At 69.8% G+C, this 14806-nt stretch carries 15 protein-coding genes; 8 read left to right on the top strand and 7 right to left on the bottom strand.

The annotated features are described in order from the left end of the window. Nucleotides 1-345 carry a hypothetical protein gene (locus DER29_RS01970; RefSeq protein WP_121395751.1) on the bottom strand — a complete coding sequence of 115 codons (345 nt, stop codon included), beginning with the start codon at nucleotides 343-345 and terminating at the stop codon, nucleotides 1-3. A 75-nt stretch (nucleotides 346-420) separates the two neighbouring features. On the opposite strand from DER29_RS01970, the gene DER29_RS01975 reads away from it, so the two are divergent. Further along, nucleotides 421-3726 carry a CHAT domain-containing protein gene (locus DER29_RS01975; RefSeq protein ID WP_121395752.1) on the top strand — a complete coding sequence of 1102 codons (3306 nt, stop codon included), beginning with the start codon at nucleotides 421-423 and terminating at the stop codon, nucleotides 3724-3726. Nucleotides 3727-3762: 36 nt separating this feature from the next. After that, the gene (locus DER29_RS01980; RefSeq protein WP_121395753.1) at nucleotides 3763-3945 is read left to right on the top strand and encodes a hypothetical protein; all 183 of its coding nucleotides are present in this window, start codon (nucleotides 3763-3765) and stop codon (nucleotides 3943-3945) included. Nucleotides 3946-4074: 129 nt separating this feature from the next. Here DER29_RS01980 and DER29_RS01985 read toward each other — a convergent pair whose 3' ends face one another. Both DER29_RS01985 and DER29_RS01990 read right to left on the bottom strand, forming a co-directional pair. Further along, on the bottom strand, nucleotides 4075-4737 hold the full coding sequence (locus DER29_RS01985; protein ID WP_121395754.1) for a DUF6882 domain-containing protein: 663 nt from the start codon (nucleotides 4735-4737) through the stop codon (nucleotides 4075-4077). A gap of 226 nt (nucleotides 4738-4963) precedes the next feature. Further along, nucleotides 4964-5569, bottom strand: coding sequence for a YdeI family protein (locus DER29_RS01990; RefSeq protein ID WP_121395755.1), 606 nt, complete (start codon nucleotides 5567-5569; stop codon nucleotides 4964-4966). Nucleotides 5570-5704: 135 nt separating this feature from the next. On the opposite strand from DER29_RS01990, the gene DER29_RS01995 reads away from it, so the two are divergent. Together DER29_RS01995 and DER29_RS02000 are read left to right on the top strand one after the other, a co-directional pair. Next, on the top strand, nucleotides 5705-6745 hold the full coding sequence (locus tag DER29_RS01995) for a DUF4034 domain-containing protein (RefSeq protein WP_121395756.1): 1041 nt from the start codon (nucleotides 5705-5707) through the stop codon (nucleotides 6743-6745). A gap of 112 nt (nucleotides 6746-6857) precedes the next feature. After that, nucleotides 6858-7973 (top strand): MerR family transcriptional regulator, encoded by a 1116-nt coding sequence (locus DER29_RS02000; protein ID WP_121395757.1) that lies wholly within the window; start codon nucleotides 6858-6860, stop codon nucleotides 7971-7973. A 225-nt stretch (nucleotides 7974-8198) separates the two neighbouring features. Here DER29_RS02000 and DER29_RS02005 read toward each other — a convergent pair whose 3' ends face one another. After that, entirely contained in the window at nucleotides 8199-8942 is a 744-nt protein-coding gene (locus tag DER29_RS02005) for an SDR family NAD(P)-dependent oxidoreductase (protein ID WP_121395758.1), read from the bottom strand. Between the two features lie 160 nt (nucleotides 8943-9102). Between DER29_RS02005 and DER29_RS02010 the strand changes: the two genes are divergently transcribed. The 3 genes from DER29_RS02010 (at nucleotide 9103) to DER29_RS34035 (ending at nucleotide 10495) form a co-directional block, all read left to right on the top strand. Next, entirely contained in the window at nucleotides 9103-9519 is a 417-nt protein-coding gene (locus DER29_RS02010; RefSeq protein WP_121395759.1) for a metalloregulator ArsR/SmtB family transcription factor, read from the top strand. Beyond that, nucleotides 9516-9995: an SRPBCC family protein gene (locus DER29_RS02015; protein ID WP_121395760.1), complete on the top strand. Its 480-nt coding sequence runs from the start codon at nucleotides 9516-9518 to the stop codon at nucleotides 9993-9995. Before DER29_RS02010 ends, DER29_RS02015 begins: the two co-directional genes overlap by 4 nt. 212 nt (nucleotides 9996-10207) lie before the next feature. Beyond that, nucleotides 10208-10495, top strand: coding sequence for a hypothetical protein (locus DER29_RS34035; protein ID WP_121395761.1), 288 nt, complete (start codon nucleotides 10208-10210; stop codon nucleotides 10493-10495). Between the two features lie 179 nt (nucleotides 10496-10674). On the opposite strand, the gene DER29_RS02030 is transcribed toward DER29_RS34035, so the two are convergent. Continuing rightward, nucleotides 10675-10875: a hypothetical protein gene (locus DER29_RS02030; protein WP_121395762.1), complete on the bottom strand. Its 201-nt coding sequence runs from the start codon at nucleotides 10873-10875 to the stop codon at nucleotides 10675-10677. 220 nt (nucleotides 10876-11095) lie between these two features. On the opposite strand from DER29_RS02030, the gene DER29_RS02035 reads away from it, so the two are divergent. Next, complete coding sequence (locus tag DER29_RS02035; RefSeq protein ID WP_233599988.1) at nucleotides 11096-12613, top strand: ISL3 family transposase; 1518 nt, start codon at nucleotides 11096-11098, stop codon at nucleotides 12611-12613. 570 nt (nucleotides 12614-13183) lie between these two features. Here the strand turns inward: DER29_RS02035 and DER29_RS02040 are convergent. Then, the gene (locus DER29_RS02040; protein ID WP_121395764.1) at nucleotides 13184-13984 is read right to left on the bottom strand and encodes a hypothetical protein; all 801 of its coding nucleotides are present in this window, start codon (nucleotides 13982-13984) and stop codon (nucleotides 13184-13186) included. Nucleotides 13985-14131: 147 nt separating this feature from the next. Continuing rightward, a complete protein-coding gene (locus tag DER29_RS02045) occupies nucleotides 14132-14686 on the bottom strand; it encodes an HAD family hydrolase (protein ID WP_121395765.1) in 555 nt (184 codons plus the stop codon). Between the last annotated feature and the right edge of the window lie 120 nt (nucleotides 14687-14806).

The raw sequence follows: 14806 nt of genomic DNA on the forward strand, positions 1-14806 counted from the left end.
TCAGAGACGGTTCCTGCGCAGGGCGCTGCCGTGCAGTCCGCAGCGGGGCGGGTCGGAGTCGCCCTGCGGCAGCCAGTAACGGGAGCAGACGTCGGCCGGGCACAGGTAGACGACGTCGTCCGCGGCGGGAATCGAGCGGCGTGGCACGCCGGCCGGGTGGAGACCGCGTTCGGTCGCGCCGTGGACGCCGAGTGCGTCACCGGCGCGCTGTAGCGTGGTGTGCAGGCGGTCCAGCTTGTGCGCCACGTCGGCGCCGGTCCGGACCTCGTCGAGCAGGGCGGCCGCACCCGGCACCGTACGGATCTCGTCCGCGTGGGCGCAGACGTACGCGAGTGTGTCCCGCATCGATGGCACCTTTTCGTCACGCTGACTCATGATGTCCACGTTCTTCAGTATCGTGGGGGTGTCCACCGTGGGGAGATGGTCATGTTCGGTTGGCGCCGGCAGGGCCGAAAGCAGCAGGAACGCAAAGAGCAGGAACGCGAACAGCAGACGTCGGACCCGGTGCTGGACCTGATCCGGAACGAACTGGTTCCGCTGCTCCCCCCGCCGGGTGACCCGGGCCGCGCGAACGCGCTGATGAACCTCGGCGCCAACCTGCTGATGGCGGGATACGAGCGGACCCGCAGTCCGGCGATCCTGGACGAGGCGATCGGGTACTGCCAGCAGGGCGTCGCCGCCACCCCGGTCGGCGACCGGCGCCGGGCCTCGCACCTCGAACACCTGGCGAGCCTGCTGGGCCGGCGATACGAGGCGACCAGGAACACTGCCGACCTCGACGAGGCGATCGAGACCTGCCGGGCGGCGCTGGAGGCCGCACGAACGTCTCCCGGCTTCAATGTGGCCGACTGCCAGGCCGCCCTCGGCGACCTGCTGGGATGGCGCTACGCCGCCAGCGGAGATCCCGCCGACCTCGAGCACGTCATCGCCGCCTACCGGCGCGCCGTGCAGCTCACGGACGCCAAGCTTCCCTCCCGTCCGGCCATGGTGCGCCGCCTCGACGCGGCCCTGGCCGTTCAGCGCGGGAGGCCGGTGGACCCCGCGGCGAGGGCCGGGGACGCGGCCGGAGCACGGTTCACCGAGACCGGCAGCATCGCCGACCTCGACCGGGCCGTCGCCGCCTACCGCCGAGTCCTCGATGCCACCTCGCCGGGCGATCCGCAGCGGGCCACCCGCCTCCAGACGCTGGCCCGGACGCTCGCCATCCGCGCCAGCGTCAACGGCAGCACCCAGGACCTCGATGAGGCGGTCAAGCACTTTCGTAAGGCCGTCGGCATCGCGTCCGCCCGCCGCAGGGCAGAGCTGAGGGGCGACCTCGGACGCGTCCTCACCGACCGGTACGTTCGCAGTGACCGCCGCGCCGACCTGGACGAGGCCGTCACGTTGCTGACCGGCGCGGCCGACGCCAGGACGCCGGAGCGCACGACGCACCTGATCGACCTGGCCCGTACGCTGAGAATGCGGTTTCTCGCCGCCGGTGACCGCGCCGACCTCAACCGCAGCGTCGCCACCGGCCGTAGGGCCGTGGCCTTGGACCCGGACGACCCGATGGCGCAGGCCGCCCTCGGCAACGCCCTGATGCTCCGCTTCGGCTATGTCGGCGCGATCGCCGACCTCGACGCCGCGATCGACGCCCTCCGCGTCGCGGTCGACACCGGGCCGCCCGACCATCCGAGCCGGGGCAGCTTCTTCAGCGATCTGGGCACGGCGCTTCAGCTCCGATACCAACGCACGAGTGACCCGGCCGACCTCGACGCGTCGATTGCGGCCTTCCGCACCGGGATCGACGTGTGGCACCCGGGCCAGCCCGCTCGCAACGAGGCACTGGCCTTCTACGGCAACAGCCTCCGCCTCCGATGCGAGTTGACCGGAAACCTGGCTGACGTCGATCAGGGCATCGAGGCCTGCCGGACGGCCCTGGCGATCCCGGACGACGACCCCAACCGGCACGTCATCGGCATGCTGCTGGGGTTGCTGCTGAAGGCCCGCTACGCCCGTACCGGAAAGCTGTCTGATCTGGACGAGGCGGTCGCGGCCTCCCGCGTCGATCTCGGCGGCGGCCCCGACCTGGGGCCGCGCCTCACCGCTCTCGGCAACCTCCTGGGCTCCCGGTACGTGCGCACCCGGGACGACGCCGACCTCACCGAAGCGATGGTCCACTTCCTCAGGGCGACGACGCTGGCGAGCGCCGCACCCACCTGGCGCATCCAGGCCGCCCGCACCGCCGCCACGATCGTTGCTCCCAGCGCCCCGGGCCAGGCCGCCCGGCTGCTCGAGATCGCGGTGCGCCTACTGCCCGAACTCGCCGCGGCGCGATTCACCCGCGACGACCACTACCACGCGCTGGGTGCCTTCAGCGGCCTCGCCTCGGACGCGGCTGCCCTCACGCTGGACGATCCCGAGCGCGACCCGGCCACCAGAGCGCGGGACGCGCTGCGACTGCTGGAGGAAGGCCGGGCCGTGCTGCTCAGCCAGGCGCTGAACACCCGGGACGACCTCACCGACCTGCGCGTGGCCCAGCCCGCCCTCGCCGCGCGCTTCGAGAAACTGCGCGACCGGCTGGACGAACCGGTCGTGTCGCCGGAACTGCTGACCCTGCTCGGCGGCACGCGGCAGGCCGACGACCGGCACGACCTGGCCGACGAGTTCGCCGCTGTCCTCACCCAGATCCGCACCAAGGACGGATTCGCCCGCTTCGGCCTGCCACCCGCGATCGAGGATCTGCTCGATCGGGGACCGGTCGCCGTCTGCAACGTCACCTCCTACCGCAGTGACGCCCTACTGGTCGGTTCCGCAGGCGTCACCTGCGTGCCACTGACCCGGATGACCCGTGACGACGTGACCGATCGCGTCGCCGTCTTCCACGCCTCACTCGCCGAGGCACGGGCGGGCCGCACCATCGCCGATCGCCAGCAGGCGCAGCGCCGGCTGACCTCGACCCTGGAATGGCTGTGGGACAGCGTCGCCGAGCCGATCCTCCTGGCGCTGGGACATCACCGCAGCCTGGACGACGGATGGCCGCGCCTGTGGTGGGCGCCGGGCGGCCTGCTCGGTCTGCTCCCGCTGCACGCGGCCGGCTACCACCACGACGGTTCAGGGCGGACCGTGCTGGATCGCGTGGTCTCCTCGTACACACCGACCCTGCGCGCGCTGCGCCGCCCGCTACGGGCCGGTCCACAACGCGCACTGGTCGTCGCGGACCCGGACCTGCCTCACGCGGAGGCCGAGGTGTCCACTCTGCGCGAGCACCTGCCCGACGTGGTGACCGTCCCCGCCGTCAGGAAGGACGTCCTCGCAAAGCTCGCGTCGTACCGGATCGCCCACTTCGCCTGCCACGGCCACAGCGATCCCGTCGACCCGTCCCGCAGCCACCTGCGGCTCGACGTTCCGCTCAGCGTGGCCGATCTACATGCCGTCCGCCTGGACGACGCCGACCTGGCCTACCTGTCGGCCTGCCGTACCGCTGCCATCGACGTCGCCGACCTCGCCGACGAGTCGATCCACCTGACCTCGGCCTTCCAACTGGCCGGCTTCACCCAGGTCATCGGCACGCTGTGGGAGATCCAGGACGAGATCGCGGCGAAGGTCTCCGCCGACTTCTACCGGGCCGTCGGCCAGGTGGGCGCGGCCCGTGCCCTGCACGTGACCGTACGCGGACTCCGCGACCAGTTCCCGCACACACCTTCGCTGTGGGCGGCTCATCTCCACACCGGTGCCGGGCGTTGACGCCTCGCAGCTACGCGGGCGCGCCTGTCATGCGGGGTGCTCCCTGGTCCGTGGCCGTTCACGTTGGTAGCGGGGCGCGGCCTCGACGAGGGAACCGCCGCGTTCCTCGCCGCGCTCGACGGCAACCTGGGCGCCGGGATCATGGCGTACGCCGGCGACGGCCTCACCCGCCTCATCGGACACCCCACCACGTCCCTGGTCGAGGGACTGAGCCAGTAGACGTCACCGCCGCCGGCGCCACCGGCCGGCTCGGCGCACTCGGCTCGACGAACACGGGGAACGCCGCATCTACCGCAGGCGTTGGGGTAGCTCTCTCTTTGGCGTGCGCCCGTCGGTCACGGCGGCAGGCTACGGGTTGACCGTGGTGGACATGTTGCTCACGCGGCCCAGGGAGTCGAAGTCGACGCGCAGAGTGGAGCCGTCGGATCGGTGCGCGGTCAACGACGTTGGCGCCGGGGCCAGGTGCCATGACTGCTGGCGCAGGAACGACTCCACGGCAACACGGTGGTCCACCGGGAAGCCCTGGATGACCTGGCCCAGGACGGTCACCGTGCGCTCCGGCCGAAGCGGCGCGGTGATCTGCGGCGGGGCGTCGTCGAGGTGGAAGAACGCCGCACCACCTGGGTACGGGCCGCGGTAGTAGCACCGGCCGGTCAGGCCGGAGGCCAGCAGGGCGAGCCGGTGACCGTCGGCGCGCTGAAGCGGGAACGTGGGCTCAGTGAACTCGGCAATTCCGTGGTGGTGACCGTACTCGCGCAGCCAGCCACACAGTCGTAGCAGCGCGGGCGGGAGGCCGCTCGCCTCGTTGGCCCATGCCCACAGCCAACTGCCGTCGCGGTGGCTCTCAGTGCCGAGAAGCTGGATCTGGTACCGCAGGTCGTCGCCGAAGGTTACGGTGCCGCTGCCCAGGTCGAGCTGCCAGTCCCGCTCGCCGATCAGGTCGCCCAGCGCCATCTGACGGGCGAGCCCGGTCGCGACATGCTCGGCGAAGAGTCGATCGAACGTGAGCATCGGTGCAGTGTGCCAGACCGCGAAAGGCGTGCCCGTATGCGCGGTGCATCACCACTCAGTGGCCGGGCACGTTGCCGCCCCTCGGTGGGCGTTCGCCGTGGATGCTGCTGCCGGATCGTCGGTTGACCGCGTAGTTCAACGCTGTTCGGCGCACCCGACGTGACGGGTGTGCTGAGACAGCGCGCGCGGTCGGCGGCAGATGGGCACACGATCATGAGGACGCCGGTCACGGCGAGTGCGGAGGCCTGGCCTTCTGCGGGTAGATCGTCTCGTGACGGGCCAGCATGGCGACGAACTCGCCGATCTTCCGCTCGCGGGTCTGCGCCCGTTTGACGGCGTTGACGCGGTGGATGAGGGCGAACCGGTTGGTCTTGGTGAGTACGTCGAACATGGCCTGGGCGGCAGGGTCGGCAGCGATGGCGGCGAGGAGGTCGGCCGGCACCTCGGCTTCCGACGGCGGGGCGTAGGCGGCCGCCCACCGCCCGTCCGCCTTCGCGGCTTCCACCGCGGCGCGGCCCGAGGGTTGCATCCGCCCCTGCGCCTCCAGCCGGGCCACGTGGGAGACGTTGCGTTGCGACCAGGAACTGCGCGGCCGGCGAGGGGTGAACCGGATCCAGGAGGTTTCCTGATCCCGTTTACGGGCCTGCCCGTCGATCCAGCCGAAACACAGGGCCTCGTCGACCGCCTGCTGCCAGGTCAGCGTCGTGACCGTGCCGCCCTTCCTGGTCAGGGCGAGCCAGACGCCGGGCGACGTGGCGTGGTTGGCCGACAACCACGCGCGCAGGGCGTCGGCGTCCGCGACGATCAACTCTTCCAGTTCAGCGCTCGCCATGACGGCAAGCTATCGCTGCGCCGTGGCCGCAGCCGCCGCGCGTGGGACGGTCCGGCTCGTCGGGCTGCCGGCGCACATGTCGTACGCCGGTCCGGGCCTGAGGCGGACGCCAGCCGACGCCTACCATCGCTGATTATGATCTCGACCGTGTGGCGGCTGCTCACCCGCCAGATCGACACCAACCTGGCGCAGGACGACGCCGTGCTGCGCGAGGCGTGCACGCAGGCGCGGTACGGCTCCGACATCGAGCCGGCCCGGAAGGCTCTGGCTGCCACCCGAGGTGACTACGACCGTCGGGCACGCTACGTCCGGGTGCTGGCCGAATCGACCGCTGGTGGGCTGGGATCCCGGGTCGACCCAACGACCGGCCGGGTCGACACGGCAGCCGCCTGGACCGACCGCTGGGCGGCGCGCTCGCCCACCAATCCGGATGCCCAGCTCGTACGGGCTCATTCCCTGATGGCACGAGCCTGGGAGGTGCGCGGCGGGGACTGGGCCGCCAACGTCCGTCCAGAGCAGTGGACCGAGTTCAACCGCCTGCTGCAGCTGGCCCGGCAGGTGAACGACCTGGCGATGCGGCTCGCGCCCGAGGATCCCACGCCGTGGGTGAGCCGGCTGGACCTCATGATCGACCAGAGTGCGCCACCGGAGGAGGTCGAGGAGACGTGGCGTGAGCTGACCCGGCGGGACCCCCGGCACCACCAGGGGCACATCCTCAAGCTGACCTACCACTGCAGGAAGTGGAGCGGCTCACACGAGGCGATGTTCGGCTTCGCCCGGTCGGTCGCCGAAGCGGCGCCCGCGGGCTCGCCGCTGCACGTGCTGCCGGTGCGCGCCGCCGCCGAGTGGGCGCTGTGGGAGCAGGAGCGCGCATCCCAGGGCAGCGCTGCCGACGAGATCGGCCAGCGGTGGCGGCAGGATCCGGTCATGCAGTCCGACCTCGACAACGCGCTGTCCCGGTGGTTCCACCAGCCGGCCACCCGGCACGCCGACTGGCTCAACGACGCGAACTTCCTGGCGTACGGGCTGGCGCGCACCGGCCGCGACGCCGACGCCGCGCCGGTCTTCGCGTCGATCGGCCGGTACATGACAAGCGTTCCGTGGTCCTGGTGGCACCGCGTACGCGGCGACACCGCCTTCCTCCGAGCCCGCCGCCGCGCCCGCCGCGCTGCCTGACCGCTGGCGGCACCGCCCTGGCTACCGTCAGTTCACCCCGAGTCGCCGCCCGCCAGCCGCCGGCAGCGAAGCGCTTGCTCCTCACGCGACGTCATGCCACATAGTCGGGGGCGTGGAGGAGCACCTGACCGTGGGGCGTGTGGCGGAATTGGCCGGTGTCAGCGTCCGCACCCTGCATCACTACGACGAGATCGGCCTCCTGGAGCCGTCCACGCGGACCGCAGCCGGGCACCGGGCCTACTCCCCGGGCGACGTGGAGCGGCTGCGGGAGGTGCTCGCCTACCGGCGGCTCGGCTTCGGATTGCGGGAGATCGCGGATCTGGTCGACGACCCGGCCACCGACGCGGTCGCGCACCTGTGCCGGCTGCGCGGCCTGCTGATGGACCAGCGCGACCGCGCTGCCGCCATGGTGACGGCCATAGACAGGGAACTGGAGGCACGGGCGATGGGGATCAGGACGACGCCGGAGGAGCAACTGAAGGTGTTCGGCGCGCAGTTGTACGACGCCATCGGATCTGCCTACCCAGCGACGCGGCGCACCGAGCCGCGGATCGCCGCGCGCATCTGGGATGCGCTGGGGGACGCACGAACGGTGCTGAACGTCGGGGCTGGCACCGGCTCGTACGAACCACCCGACCGGGACGTGACGGCGGTGGAGCCGTCGGCGGTCATGCGGGCGCAGCGTCCCGTGGGAGCGGCGCCATGCGTGGCCGCCCATGCGGAGAATCTGCCGTTCGAGGACCAGTCCTTCGACGCCGCGATGGCCGTCAGCACCGTCCACCACTGGCCGGACCCCGTCGCCGGGCTGCGTGAGATGCGGCGGGTGGCCCGCCGCGTGGTGGTGTTCACGTACGACGCCGATGACACCGGCTGGCGTGAACGGTTCTGGCTCACCCGCGACTACCTGCCCGAATTCGCGGACCTTCTCGTCGGCTGGCCCTCATTGGCCGACCTGACCGGCGCGATCGGAGGACGCGCGGAGCCGTTGCTCGTCCCGTGGGACTGCGCTGACGGCTTCTTCGAGGCGCACTGGCGCCGGCCCGAGGCGTACCTGGACGAACGTGTCCGCCGCGCGGTTTCGGTATGGACCAGAGTCGGACCGCAGGCTGAGCAACGGGCCGTCAGCACTCTCCGCGAAGACCTCTCCTCAGGGCGGTGGGCCGAGCGCAACCGCGACCTCGTCGCCCTCGACACTGCAGAGCTCGGCCTCCGCCTGCTCGTAGCCTGAACCGCCGTGCGGCATGGGGCGCGAGGCGCAGAGCCGGCGCACGCTCATGCCACGAAGCGCTCGGCGCAAGCTGATCGGCTCACCGGTGTACGACATCCGCACGTGCCGAATCGAGGTGGTCTGGCTCGGATGCTCAGTTCCTGGCAATGCCACGGTCCGTTCCCGACGAAGGAACGGACCGTAGCTGTGTGCAGGGGGGTGGCCAGAACGGCGGTTGGCCGGTGATCAGATGGTGAAGCCGCCGTCCACGTTGATCGTGGCCCCGGTGATGTAGCGCCCGTCGGCGCTGGCGAGGAACGCCACCGCAGCGGCCACGTCGGCCGGGTCCGCGTAGTGACCGAGAGCGGTGAACCCGTTGATCGTGTCCGCGTTGGGGCCGTCGGCCGGGTTCAGCTCCGTGTCCGTGGCCCCTGGATTCACCAGATTCACGGTGATCGCCCTGCCGCCGAGTTCGCGTCCGAGTGCCTTGGTCAGGCCGATCAGGGCGGTCTTGCTCATCGCGTACAGCGCGAACCCCGGGAAGACAGCCCGCTCTGCCATGTTGCTGCCGATATTGATGATCCGTCCACCGGCCGACATGTGTCGCACCGCAGCCTGGGAGGCGACGAACGGTGCCCGGACGTTGACCGCGACAGTGAGTTCGAACTCCTCCAGCTTCAGTTGCTCCAACGGTCCGAGCAGGAACGCGCCGGCGTTGTTGACCAGGATGTCCAACCGACCCAGCTCGCCGGCGACCCGGTCGACCGCGTCGACCACGGCCGCCGGGTCGGCGCTGTCCGCCTGCACGGCGATGGCCCGCCGTCCCGCAGCCTTGATCTGGTCCACCACGTCGTCGGCGCGTTGCTGGTTCTGCTGGAACGTCAACGCCACATCGGCACCCTCCTCCGCCAGGCGCAACGCCACCGCAGCGCCGATGCCACGACCACCACCAGTAACCAGAGCCACCTTGCCCTCAAGTGCGTTGTTCATGACAGAAGCCTGGCCGACCGGGGACCAGCCGTCTGGCGGTGATCGGACGGCGCGTTCTCCGCAGCTGTACCAACGCCCCACGTGCCCGGTGCCGCTCGGTCTGCGGTAGATCACGGGGTACGTCGTTGCTAAAGCGTAACTGATTGGTTACGCTTCTGGCGTGGATGAGGTAGCGGCCGCGATCGCCGATCCGGTTCGGCGGGAGATCCTGCTGATGTTGCGCGACGAACCGCTCTCGGCCGGCCAGATCGCCGACCGGTTCGCCATCAGCCGGCCGGCCGTCAGCCGTCACCTGCGCGTGTTACGCGAGGCCGGCCTGGTGCACGACACGGCCGACGGACGCAGACGCGTCTACACGCTGGTCACCGCGCCGCTCGACGAGCTGTCCGGGTGGCTGGGACGACTGACGCGCCCGTCCGGCTGGCAGCACCGCCTCGACGCGCTGGAGACCGAGGTCCACCGCACCCGCCGCGAGCGGCAGACGGCCGCCGGGCGGCAGACGGCCGCCGGGCGGCAGACGGCCGCCGGGCGGCAGACGGCCGCCGGGCGGCACCCATCGCAGAAGGAGACCGCATGAGCCCGACACCCACCGGCCGACTGATCGGCGACGATCTCGTGCTGACCCGCACCTTCCGCGCTCCCATGGCTGACGTCTGGGCCAGCCTCACCGATCCGGCGCGCACGGCACGCTGGTTCGGCCCGTGGCAGGGCGACGCCGCGCCCGGACGCACGATCAAGGTCCAGATGGCGTACGAGGAGGGCAAGCCCTGGATGGACATGACCATCGACACGTGCGAACCGCCGCGCCGGCTGGCGGTCTCCGCAGTCGACGAGCACGGCAGCTGGCATCTGGACATGACGCTGACCGAAAGCGCGGGCGTGACCGAGCTCCGGTTCACGCAGCACCTGACCGGCACGGAGGGCGTCGGCGAGGTCGGACCGGGCTGGGAGTACTACCTGGACGCCCTGGCAGCCTCGCACGACGGCCAGCCGGCACCGAACTTCGACGACTACTACCCCGCCATGAAGGAGCACTTCGAAGCGCAGCGATAGCGTACGCCGTCGAGGTGCCGCACCACCCCGGCATCGACGTCGAGCCGATCGCCACGTTCGTGCCGAAGATGTTGGACGCGCACCGCTTGACCGAGGACACGTTCTTGTGGGCCATTCCGGGGGTGCGGCCCTCGTGCTCGCGCGCGCTCTAGTTGATGCGCGTCAATCTATCTGGCAGGCTCGGCATTCGGATCGAACAGAGTGGAGCCCGCATGCCTGCACTTCGTCGGATCGTCGCAACCACAGCGTTGGTCGGGGCGGTGTCCGCGTCCGTCCTGCTTTCCGGGCCTGCGGTCGCCGCCGAAACCAAGACCTTTTACGGCAACGGAATGAACAATAACTACTTCACGGCGCTGGCCAACGCCAACAACGCTGCGCGCTCCCTTGCCAGCGCGGACGGCTTCGATCCAGACACGCAGTGCAGCCACGGGGGGAGCTTCACCACGCAGCCGTGGCCGGGCCTCTACTCGGTGCTGGCGCAGATCAACTGCACCCGCTGAGTATCCACCTCAGGGGCCTTCGGGGTAGCTTCGCCCGACTCGGGGAACGCTTCGTGTTGTAGCCGGATCGGGTGACGGCCAACGCCGACCGCGACCCGCACCGGCCCGGCGCGAGCCCTTCTCCGAGCACGGGTACTCCGGCTCCGGGAACGAGTCTCAGCCGGTGCTCGACGGCTGGATCAGCGAGTCGTCGGCGAACACCAGCCCACGGTCCGTTCGACGTCGGCCTTGCCGTCTACGTCCTTCTCGCCGCGCTCTTCGTGGTCGGCTGGAGCGGCTGGCTGGTCCGCTCGGAAGGCGCGCGCCGCGCGGCGTCCGTCGAATGCGTGGAGCAGCCGGCCGCCAAGGTCGATGCCCTGACCGCTCCACTTGAGCATCACCGGTGACCCACGATCTCCGGCGAGGGGTAGCGAAGAGGCCGGCTGGAGTGTCCTCCAACCGGCCTCTCACCTGCTGTCTTCTGTTGTGTGTCGGCGACGCGTGAAATCGGGCTCTGGCACACATTCTGTGAGTCGTGCTCGCTGAAGGTTCGGGTTGGGTGCCGGAGTGGAGATCATTTCGGCGTTGCTGCCTCATCTGGTTGGTCTGCGGTTGGACGCGGTGGTGGTCCGCGGCGTCGGGGTCAGGATCGACGCGGCGACACAGACGGTGCGGGCGCCGTGCGGCGCTTGCGGCACCTGGTCAACCACGGTGCATGGTCGCTATGTGCGGCGGTTGGCTGATGTCAGGTTGGGTGGCCATGAGGTGCTGGTCGCGTTGACGGTCCGCCGATTCGCCTGCTCGAACGTCGGGTGCCGGCGGCGGACGTTCGTCGAGCAGGTTCCCGGGCTGACCCGCAGGCATGCCCGCCACACGGTCCTGGCGGCGGGTGACCTGGAAGCGGTCGCGGTGGCCTTGGGCGGTCGATCGGGCAGCCGGTTGGCGCAGCGGTTGGCGGTGTCAGTGTCCCGGATGACGTTGATCCGGATGATCCGGCGGATGCCTGACCCGCCGCCGGTGACGCCGGCAGTGCTGGGCGTGGACGACTTCGCCCGACGGCGGGGGCACCGATACGCCACCGTGCTGCTCGACATGCACACCCGCCGGCCGATCGACGTCCTGCCCGACCGCACCGCCGACACCCTCGCCGCATGGCTGCGCGACCATCCTGGCGTCCAGATCATTTGCCGGGACCGCGGTGGCAGCTATGCCGACGGCGCCCGCAAGGGAGCACCTGACGCGATTCAAGTCGCCGACCGGTGGCACCTGCTCAAGAACCTCAGCGATGCCGTCGAAAAAGTCGTCCGTGGGCACCGCCGATGCCTACGGGAACACACCGAACCGACGCCCGCCCTGGCTGGACCGATCATGGACGAGCCGGTCAGGACGGGCCGTCGGGCGGCGAACACCCGCCAACGCCACGCGGCCGTGCACGCCCTGCGGGCCGAAGGACTGTCGATCAGCGCGACCGCCCGCCGCCTCGACATGAACGTCAGAACCGCCCGCAAATACGCTCACGCCGCGACCGCCGAGGCGTTGATCGGCCCGAACGCCAGCAGCCGGCCCAGCGTCCTCGCACCGTTTCACACCCACCTGCGTCAGCGACTGACCGACGGCATCCACCAGACAGCCGACCTGCACGCCGAGATCTTGGTCCGCGGCTACCAAGGCAGCCTGCGCGTGCTGCGGGACTGGCTCGCCACGAACCGCACCCGACCCACACCTGCGACCGCAGTCCGGGTGCCGTCGGCCCGGCGGATCACCGCCTGGATCATGCGACCCGGCCACAAACTCACCGACGACGACCACACCGACCTCGCCGACGCCCGCAGCCGCTGCCCCGACCTCGACACCGTTGCCGATCTCGCCCGCGGGTTCGCCGCCCTGGTCCGTCACCAGGGCACCGGACAGCACCTCGACGCCTGGATCGACCGCGCCCGCAACGCCGGATACTCCGAAATTCGCGGCTTCGCCGCCGGTCTGGTCAGCGACCGCGATGCCGTCGTCGCCGGCCTCGCTCAGCCCTGGAGCTCAGGCCCGGTCGAGGGCCACGTCAACCGCATCAAGACGATCAAGCGACAGATGTATGGCCGCGCGAACCTCGACCTCTTACGCAAACGCGTCCTGATCAACCCGTGAGCCGCCACCAAGATCAATCACAGAATGTGTGCCAGAGCCCGATTTTTCACGCGTCGCCGACAGTAACCTGCGCATATTCCCCCGCCAGGCGACATAGATTGTGGTCGACTGCTACGCAAGACGGCTGAGCGCTCCGCGTGAATCAGGACGCTGCATCGGATCTGACTTGCAGAACCATAAAGCCGCAGGTAGGCGCGAGTGCCGTTGAGTGCGGTTCAGTGTCGTTGGATGCAGTTCACTGCTGTTCAGTTCACGCGCCTGCTCCCACCCCGCTCCCCCGTCGCGGCCCCATGTGGACCCATACGGGCAGCCGGGACAGTCGGCCCATCGTAGGGTCCTCCGTTCTCGCGGAGCGACCCGACCGGCAGCGGTGTGTGCAACAGCCCGACTGTCGCGTAGGAGGGCAGTCCCTCTTGGGGCATGGTCGGCATTGGCCCAGAGCGGGTGGCCTTCGGTCGTCCACCGAAGGCCACCTCACCGTCCACGTAAGGACCTGTTCGGCTCGGTAACCTCTGCCGCCCGGCCTGCCCTGCGGACCCAGATTGAGGTCAGTTCCTCACGCGCAGCCGCTCAGGCCCCCGCCCCGGCGGCCTTCCGTAGGAGCTCGAACATGAGCCGGGCGTGTGGCTTCAGTACCCCCCGGCTCTTGTAGTCCGCCTCGCGGAACAGCAATTGCCGCTGGCCGTTGCCGACCTCCCGGTCGAGCATCCGCCGCAGCGAACGCTCGACCCGGGCGTGGAGGTCGTCCGCCGGCTGGTCGGCTAGCAGCGACAGGGCACGGTGCAGGGCGGTCTCGGCGTCCGGCAGGTACAGGTAGTCCGAAGCGGTCGGCAGACGCTGCCGGGACAGGTCAACGCCGTACCGGAAGGCCACGCCGATCAGGTCGGCCTCGGAGAAGTCATTTCCGTGGAACTCGTTGGACTCCCGCAAGGCGAGCGCCCGGTACCCCGGTGGTTCTGTCCGCCCCTGCTTCGCCAGGAACGCCAGGTCACTCGCGAACCCCTCGGCGGAACCGGGCGGTGGAGCGCCCCAGAACGTCGTCGACCTGATCCGTCCGGTAAAGACGCAGTCCACAATCTCCAGGTAGTTCGCCGTCAGATCGCGGATCTCCGCCTCCCGAAAAGTGCAGCCGACGAACTGCGAGTAGCCGGCAGTGCCGGTAAGCACCGCGCCGTCGAAGGAGCACTCGACGTACTGCGACAACTCCATGCCGGAGCCGAGCGCTACATCCTGAAACCGGAGTCCTTCGAAGCGGCACCGCTCGAAACACGCACCGATACCGACCAGCCCGGTCAACCCCTGCGCGGAGTAGTCAACCCCGACAACCTCCTCGCGCTCGACGACCAACCGGTTACCCTGCTCACCTGCCACGATCCACCCTTGCCGCTCGCATCCGCTACTTCCTCCAGTTGTACAAGGCGTAGCCCCTCGTCATGCCTCCTAACGCTCGGACAGCGACAGATCCGGATGTTCAGTCGCGAGGCCAGCCGGGCTTGTGCTGCTGTTGGCCTGGGGAAATTACGACAGCAGCTCGTACTCCTCCGCGAGCTGCTCGGCGTAACGGCGTACCAGGTCGTTACCGGTGGCGCGTACCCGCCGGACCAGCTCAGCTGCTTCACCGGTCGCACCTCGGTCCAACAGCAGCGCAGCGAGCAGGCATCGGCAACGGTTCTCCAACAGCGCGGCGTCAACGAGCACGTCCAACCTCGTGCGGCGAATCTTTCCCTGCTGGTTGTCGGTCCTGCCGTTGGTCACGATCCCGATGCGCCAGCCTGCCGAGCGCAGTTGTCGGAGCGCGTCGAGATCCTCGGCTCTGCAGGAGACCAGCTCGGGCACGCGCTGGCGGTACTGCTGCCAGAGATCCTCAGCGGCTTGCGTGAGAGCGAATTCGTCGCGAACTGCGGTGAAGAAGGGGCCTCTGGGGCCTGGCATGTGTGCGTCGGTGGCGATCAGCCAGGTCAGGGCTTTATCGTCAAGTCCGCGATCGGTCACGAACTCTTCAGCCCATTCGCGGAACGCTGCCTGGCGATCGATGAGGGTGTTATCCAGGTCGAACAACGCCAGTCGCTGCATGGTGGCACGGTAATTGATCGCTGCCTGTCTGCTTCGAGCACGCTCGTCAGCCGCTGGCCTGACCAGCTGTCGTTGGTGCGTATCGGTTCCAGGTGCCGCCGGCGGCGGCGTGGTGCCGTT

Source organism: Micromonospora sp. M71_S20 (assembly GCF_003664255.1).
Taxonomy (GTDB): Bacteria; Actinomycetota; Actinomycetes; order Mycobacteriales; family Micromonosporaceae; genus Micromonospora.